Below are 6,531 nucleotides of genomic sequence, written 5' to 3' on the forward strand. Positions count from 1 at the left end.
GGACGGGTTCAAACATGGGTCACTTCTCAATGAAAATTACACGCTCCCCCGGGTCACTTCTCAGCAGCAATCAACAGCCAGCGGTGCCGCAATGCCGACGGTCGCCGACGTCACCGTGCAACTAGCCGAGTGCGTTCCGAGCGGCGTCGACGTCGACATCATGCCCGAAGCCCTTCGTCCGGCGAAACGCACCGCGCTCGATATCCTGCATAATCTGATTTGGAACGCCGTACACAGCGACGGCTCGCTGAAGTTCGATATTGAAGTAGTCGAAACCTGGCGGGAGGTCGCGTTTCACTCCGCCGCTGGAGTCGTCCGTTTTGTTCCGGCTGGTGAAGATTCGAGCCGATGGCGGTCCGGCAAGCAGCGTCGAACCACTCGCATTCCGTATTCCGCGCTGTTCCTCGCAGCCCGCAACTTATTTGGAGACAAGTGATGGCCCTCTTGAAGAAAAACGCCGCGGCCGAGCCGTATCAGGTGCCGACGCTGGCCGAGTGCGACGAGACTTACGGCACGCTGGTTGCCAAGCGCGGCGAGTTGCACACCGCCGGCGGGGAAGCCCGCACCGCCAGAAAGGCGGCGGAGCGCGAACTGGCGGCGGACACCAGCCGGGAGGTGCGGCCGGGAGTCGCTGAATTGCTCGGCGACGGCCCGTCGGCCAAGGCACTAAAGCGTAAGGCCGTTGCCGAGGCAAAGCAGCGAGAAAGCGACATCGAGACGGCGCTTACCGTGATCGAACAGCGGATCCGCGATGCCCGCACAGCCGCGGTGCGCGCTGCCGTGGCAAAGGTCCGTCCCGAGTGGGATAGACGCATGAAGGTGCTGTGCGACGCATTCAAGGTTGCTGACGCCGCGCATCGCGATTTGTGGTCGCTCCGTCAGGATCTCGATGCGGAAGATATCTCGCCAGCGCACCTGGGCGCGTGGCCGTTCTTCCTCGGCGAGCCGGCTGACGGTCGGATTGCATCGTTTCTGAAGGAGGCGGGCTATGCTTGAGCGTCGCGCAATGGAAAAAGCCGATCGAGACCGCGGCGAGGGAAGGACTCGCGTCACCTTCGCCGGCAAAACCTCGACGCGCACAAGCTTCGATCCAAAGAAGTTTGCACTGCTGCTGCTCGAGAAACGCATCAAGAAGACAAAGACGATCGAAGAGCGAGACGCTTGGATGCGTGAGGCGGAGGCGAAGGTTGGTCGACACTAGTCTCACGTTCAACGGCAAGATCGCATCCGGATATGCTGCGGTTTTCAATAGTTGGGCGCCAATCGCCGGGCTGTTTGAAGAGCGTCTGGCAAAAGGCGCCTTTACTCGCACGCTCCGCGAGGATCCGGATGTTTTGGCGCTGTGGCACCACAACTACGATCAGGTTTTGGGCCGAACCACGGCCGGCACGCTACGGCTCGAAGAGGACAGCCGCGGCCTTCATTTTGAACTCGACCTAGATCCTCGATCGCCGGCCGGTGCCTTGGCGTTATCGACGCTGGAGCGAGGCGAGGTGCGCGGTATGAGTTTTGGCTTCGGAGTTCGTGCAGAAGAGTGGCATGACTCCGGTACCGGATTGCCTCGTCGAACAATCACGGACGTGTCGCTGTGGGAAATAACCGTCACCCCAATTCCGGCTTATGAGGATACGTCGGCATCGCTCCGCTCCGACAACCAATCGGCCGCGCTCCGCCGTCTGCGTGAGAAGGCGGAGCGGGCGCATCGACTCCGAGGCATCCGGTGAGTCACGCAGCGTTCGCGCTCGCGTGTCTGGTCGTGCTGGCGATGATCCTGTCCTGAAGACCGGGAGGGGGCCTTCAAGGGTTGAAAAAAATCGCGTTTGGCGGGAACGGCGCGCACCCAACATATGGGCCGTGCATGCCCCGAATCGTCTCGTGAACCTTCGACGACTTGTGCGGCAAGCAAATCAGGCCATCCAGGCTACGGAAAACCTATGGAAAATTATAAAATTCCTGGCCATTTGCGGCTGGAAACACGCCGATGGGCGAAGAAAATACTCGAAGAGTACACCCTCGAGTCTCACCATTTCCGGATGCTCGTGAAGACTTGCGAAGCGTGGGACCGGAGCGAGCAAGCTCGTGAGGCCCTGGCCGCGGACGGGCTGACCGTCGTCGATCGCTACGGCACACCGAAAGCTCATCCGTGCGTTGGCATCGAGCGGGACTCCCGAACTGCGTTCTTTCGCGGCTTGCGCGAACTTGCCCTCGACGTCGATGCGCCAGAGGTGCCACGGCCGCCGCGAACGCGGGACTACGGGAGCAGACGATAATGCCGGTAAGAAAACGTGTGGATCGGCGCCGGGCCGAAGCGTTGCCTGCGTGGCGGATGGTGTTCGCGGCCGGCTACGACTATTTCGACGACCTTGCGAAAATTGGTGTGCCCGTCGATCGGTACGGTCGGCCGGCGCTTGATGAGGTGAGGGCGGCTTGGAGCCGGCTCGGCGATCTATTCCTGGCCGAATACGATGGGGAGGGAGAGCCGTGGGCCGAGGAGAGGTTTGGGAGGCCGGGTGGCTAGGCTGAGTAACTATTGGGGTGACGCCTTCTCTGCCTCTACAAGAAAAACGAGCGTGGAGGCGGTCATGTGCAACATATACGCGGCTAGGTAGCCGGGGACTTCGGTCGAAACGCTGCCTTGGCCGTGTCCGCCAAGGCGATTGCGTCCTGTTGGAACACCGCTTTCCAACAAGGTCCTCAGGGATCCCATCTGAGTTTGCCAAAAGGATGGGATGAGACCGTTTGCCAGGAGGATATCGATTAGTGTTTTTGCCGTTGCCTTCGGGTCGTAGCCCCATCCCCGTTTATCGCATATTGCCTTCATAGTGCTCTCAAAGGCCTTGAGGCAGTCGTTGAGCGCCTCTTTGGTTTTGCCCTGTCGGTAATGCTCATACGCGCTTAGAAACTCCTCCTGTGCGCCTTCGTATTGTTTTGAGTTGAGCAGCCTCAGGGCCGGTTTCACAGCCTCGGCGTGAATGAGTTGGGAATCGACGCGAATGATTTCCCCATCATACGAGTAGCCAATTCCATGCTCTTTGAAGCGAGCGTTGATCTCTTCGATAGCAGCCATCGCCTCTTTAGGGGCCTTCGGTCTATTACGATAGTCAAACTTGCTCGCGACGTTTTCAATAAGTCTACAGCCAATTTCTATGGCGCTTAAACATTGCTCAACGTCCTTCACTCCCAGGATGTAGCTTCGAAACTCTTTTATTGCGTTCTTATCATAGGAAGGGGCGTGAGGAAGTTCGAAAACTCCGAGTTCACGCCGCAACAATTTGATCGCGCTGATATACAGCCGCCGGACTTTTGGGCCGTGACCATAATGGTCGTCAAAGGCGTCTTGATCGCCAAGCGTTTCGTCGAAAATCTGTACAATCTGGACTCTAAGAGGAGTCGGCATCGTGTCGTAGACGAAAACATCTGGTTGCTCGCCCTTCTCCCTTTTCTGACGTTTTGCAAAGGTTTCGTAGACTGGCAATACAAATCTCCAAGTATCAGCGTCGTGGCGTTCATTTCCAGCTAGCATAAATCAACGCCGCATTCGATGCGCCGCGTGATCTCCCAACAGGATTCACATCATGACCAACTTCGACCGCTGCCTCGCGGCAGCGAGCGCTTTGTCGCGCCATCTTGAAGGCCGCGGCACCACCATCGACGAACTCTCAGACGCATTCCTCGCCGAGGCAATTGGCGCCAGCAATGCCGCCCGCGGCCGACTGGCTACCGCAGAGCGCCTGCGCTTCCTGGCTGATTATCTGGAGGCTTCCGATGTCGACTGACATGCAACGGCTCGTCGTCGCGCTCGAGGCCAAGATCGACAAGTTCGACAAAGCCCTCGCGAGAGCGAACGGAACAGCGAACAAGCGCGCGAAGGCGATTGAGACGCGCTTCTCGCAAATGAACAGCAAAGTTACCGGCTACCTATCCACCTTCGGCAAGGGCCTCGTTGGCGGCATTGCTGCGGGCGGTATTGCCGGCATCGTCAGCCAGGTCGGCCAGATCGCCAAAGGCGTCGCCGCGGTCGGCCAGGAGGCGAAGCGTGCTGGCGTGTCCGCGCAGGCATTTCAAGAACTCGGATACGTCGCGCAGCAGAACGGTGTGGGCGTCGATGCGCTGATCGATGGCCTCAAGGAACTAAACCTTAGGGCCGACGAATTCATCGTCACGGGGAAGGGGCCGGCCGCGGAAGCGTTCGCGCGCCTTGGCTACGGTGCCGACGAGTTGAAGGTGAAACTGCAGGATCCCTCTGCGCTTTTCACCGAGATCATTGGCAAGCTCGGCAAGCTCGAAACCGCCGCACAAATCCGTATCGCCGACGAGATTTTCGGCGGCACAGGCGGCGAGCAATTCGTCCGGTTCATCGAGCAGGGCGAAGACGGCATCAAGCGCACGATCGGCGAGGCTCACCGCCTGGGCGCCGTCTTGAGTGACGACGTCATTACCAAGGCGGCCGAACTAGACCGCAAATTCCAACAGGTCACCACGACCGTCGGCAATGCGCTGAAGACCGCCATCGTTGAAGCTGCTACGGCACTCGCCGGATTCATCGATGAGTTTCAACGGCTCCAGCAGCGGCAGGCTGAGGCGCAGCGGGCGGCCGATGCCGGCGCATGGGTCGGTGGAATGGTAAGGCCCGAGGGTGCGGTCCCCACAACTCCCACCCGAGGCAAGCCGACGGCGCTGGACGCGCGAATGGGTGGCGTGCTTGCTACTCAGTTAAGCGAGGCCGATCAAAGGCTCGTCGAGGCACTCCGCAAAAGATATGCGGATGCAGCGAACCGAGCCGTGTCGATGCCGCCTCCTGCGGGCAGTGGTGGTGGCACCAAGAAGGAAGACGAGTTCGATCCGGATCCGTCTGCCTTTAGAGATTTGTTGGGCTACACGGAAAGCTATGTCGAAGCGCAGCAACTCGCGAACGAGAAACTAGAGTTCTTCGGCGACCTGGCTGTCAGCGCGGCCAACTCGCTGGCGACCGCTTTTGCCGACGGCAAGCTCGAGGCGAGCGAAATATTGTCGATCGTTGGCCAGATCGCCCAACAACTTATGCGCATGCCGGGCGGTCTGTCTGGCTTACTCGGTCTGTTCACGGGGGGATTCAGCCCGACCGGAGGTGGCTTCGCTGCAATGCTCGGCATTCCCGGCCGCGCATCTGGCGGGCCGGTTGCGGCCGGGAAGCCTTACATCGTCGGCGAAAAGCAGCCGGAGTTGTTCGTGCCTAATTCGGCAGGGCGGATCATTCCAAAGGTGCCGAAAGCGATGGGCGGTGGCGGCAGCGGCGCCCCACAGGGCGTCCACGTCACTGTCGGCGTAGCGGTCGACCAGAACGGCAATCTCAAGCCTTTCGTGCAAAGCGTTTCGCGAGAGACCACGGCCCGCGGCCTCGCCGCCTACGACAAGGGCAAACAACGCCAGCAGATGACGAGCGGATAACAGCCTCCATCCACCGCTGCAGCACCAACCTTCCGCTACCGCGTGGCGGAGGGACGCTTTCGCTTATTCAAAATCAAAAGGAAACATCAAATGACGATACGTACACGTGCGCAGCTAAACGCTGACGCCGATACCTACATTAATGACAACACGACGGGCGACGTCACTGCGGCCGATGTCAGGCAGCGGGTGAAGGACCTGGCGGATAGTGCGGCCTTCCTGACCGAGATCCGCGAGAAGTTGACCGCGAACCGCACTATTTACGTCTCGACTAGCGGTAACGACTCAACCGGCGACGGGACCAGCGGCGCGCCGTTTGCGACGATTCAGAGGGCGGTCAATGTGGTTGCTGCGATCGACATGGCCGGATTCACAGCAACCATCAGCGTGGGCGCCGGAACCTATAATGAGGCGGTGCAGCTGAAGTCCCTGGTGGGCGGTTTCTGCGTCATCGTTGGCGACGAAAGCACGCCGAGCAACGTGATTATCAATGCGTCAGGATCGTGTTTTACTGGCGACGGCTTGGTAGGTGCCTGGCACCTGCGTGGCATGAAGCTTCAGGCAACGACACATGGCATTGGCGTCACCGATGGGGCGATCGTAAAGTTTCAAAACATCGATTTTGGCGTGTGTAGTTTCTACCACATGCTCGCTACGGGCGGTCGGCTAGTGGCGACCGGCAACTACTCGATAACCGGCTCGGCGAGCCGACACGTTTATCTGTTTGCCGGGGCTTCGTTCCAGTGTCAGGCGCGCACGGTCACCTTGTCGGGCTCTCTCGCTTTCGCCGTCTTCCTCCAGGCGACAACCGCATCAACTGCCACGGTCAGCGGTAACACCTATTCGGGATCTGCCACAGGGCAGCGCCATAACGCGCAAATGAACGCCGTCATCCAGAGCGCTGGGGGCGGGGCAAATTACTTCCCCGGTGATGCTGCGGGCGCGGTGGCGACCGGAGGGCAGTACGGATGACAGGAGTGTGATGGGCGGCCCGGCCGCTCCGGCGTTGTGGGCGCAGGGTTGTGAGGCAGCCGGGCCTGTGAGCCGAGAGCCCCCAGCCCACTCCATAAGCATGGTCTAATTTCAATGCGCGTCCAGTGCATA

9 protein-coding genes are annotated in these 6,531 nt (G+C 59.9%); 8 read left to right on the plus strand and 1 reads right to left on the minus strand.

Features of this window, described 5'->3' with window-relative positions; genetic code table 11:
* The 5 genes from D8676_RS26460 to D8676_RS26480 form a co-directional block, all read left to right on the plus strand.
* On the plus strand, positions 1–436 hold a 436-nt coding region (locus D8676_RS26460; protein WP_210210775.1), incomplete at its 5' end, for a hypothetical protein.
* The gene (locus D8676_RS26465; protein ID WP_121584093.1) at positions 436–996 is read left to right on the plus strand and encodes a hypothetical protein; all 561 of its coding nucleotides are present in this window, start codon (positions 436–438) and stop codon (positions 994–996) included. The genes D8676_RS26460 and D8676_RS26465, both read left to right, overlap by 1 nt.
* The gene (locus tag D8676_RS26470; RefSeq protein ID WP_147448280.1) at positions 989–1,201 is read left to right on the plus strand and encodes a hypothetical protein; all 213 of its coding nucleotides are present in this window, start codon (positions 989–991) and stop codon (positions 1,199–1,201) included. Before D8676_RS26465 ends, D8676_RS26470 begins: the two co-directional genes overlap by 8 nt.
* Entirely contained in the window at positions 1,188–1,724 is a 537-nt protein-coding gene (locus tag D8676_RS26475) for an HK97 family phage prohead protease (protein WP_245427203.1), read from the plus strand. Before D8676_RS26470 ends, D8676_RS26475 begins: the two co-directional genes overlap by 14 nt.
* A 210-nt stretch (positions 1,725–1,934) precedes the next feature.
* Positions 1,935–2,270, plus strand: coding sequence for a P27 family phage terminase small subunit (locus D8676_RS26480; protein ID WP_121584095.1), 336 nt, complete (start codon positions 1,935–1,937; stop codon positions 2,268–2,270).
* 257 nt (positions 2,271–2,527) lie between these two features.
* Here D8676_RS26480 and D8676_RS26490 read toward each other — a convergent pair whose 3' ends face one another.
* The gene (locus D8676_RS26490; protein ID WP_121584097.1) at positions 2,528–3,475 is read right to left on the minus strand and encodes a hypothetical protein; all 948 of its coding nucleotides are present in this window, start codon (positions 3,473–3,475) and stop codon (positions 2,528–2,530) included.
* Positions 3,476–3,575: 100 nt separating this feature from the next.
* Between D8676_RS26490 and D8676_RS26495 the strand changes: the two genes are divergently transcribed.
* The 3 genes from D8676_RS26495 to D8676_RS26505 all read left to right on the plus strand — a co-directional run bounded on the left by D8676_RS26495 (position 3,576) and on the right by D8676_RS26505 (position 6,399).
* Positions 3,576–3,776 carry a hypothetical protein gene (locus D8676_RS26495; protein WP_121584098.1) on the plus strand — a complete coding sequence of 67 codons (201 nt, stop codon included), beginning with the start codon at positions 3,576–3,578 and terminating at the stop codon, positions 3,774–3,776.
* Entirely contained in the window at positions 3,766–5,427 is a 1,662-nt protein-coding gene (locus D8676_RS26500; protein WP_147448281.1) for a phage tail tape measure protein, read from the plus strand. The genes D8676_RS26495 and D8676_RS26500 overlap by 11 nt, the downstream gene beginning before the upstream one ends.
* Before the next feature lie 90 nt (positions 5,428–5,517).
* Positions 5,518–6,399 (plus strand): DUF1565 domain-containing protein, encoded by an 882-nt coding sequence (locus tag D8676_RS26505; protein WP_121584100.1) that lies wholly within the window; start codon positions 5,518–5,520, stop codon positions 6,397–6,399.
* Positions 6,400–6,531: the final 132 nt, after the last annotated feature.

This window comes from Mesorhizobium sp. YM1C-6-2, assembly GCF_003666685.1.
GTDB lineage: Bacteria > Pseudomonadota > Alphaproteobacteria > Rhizobiales > Rhizobiaceae > Mesorhizobium_K.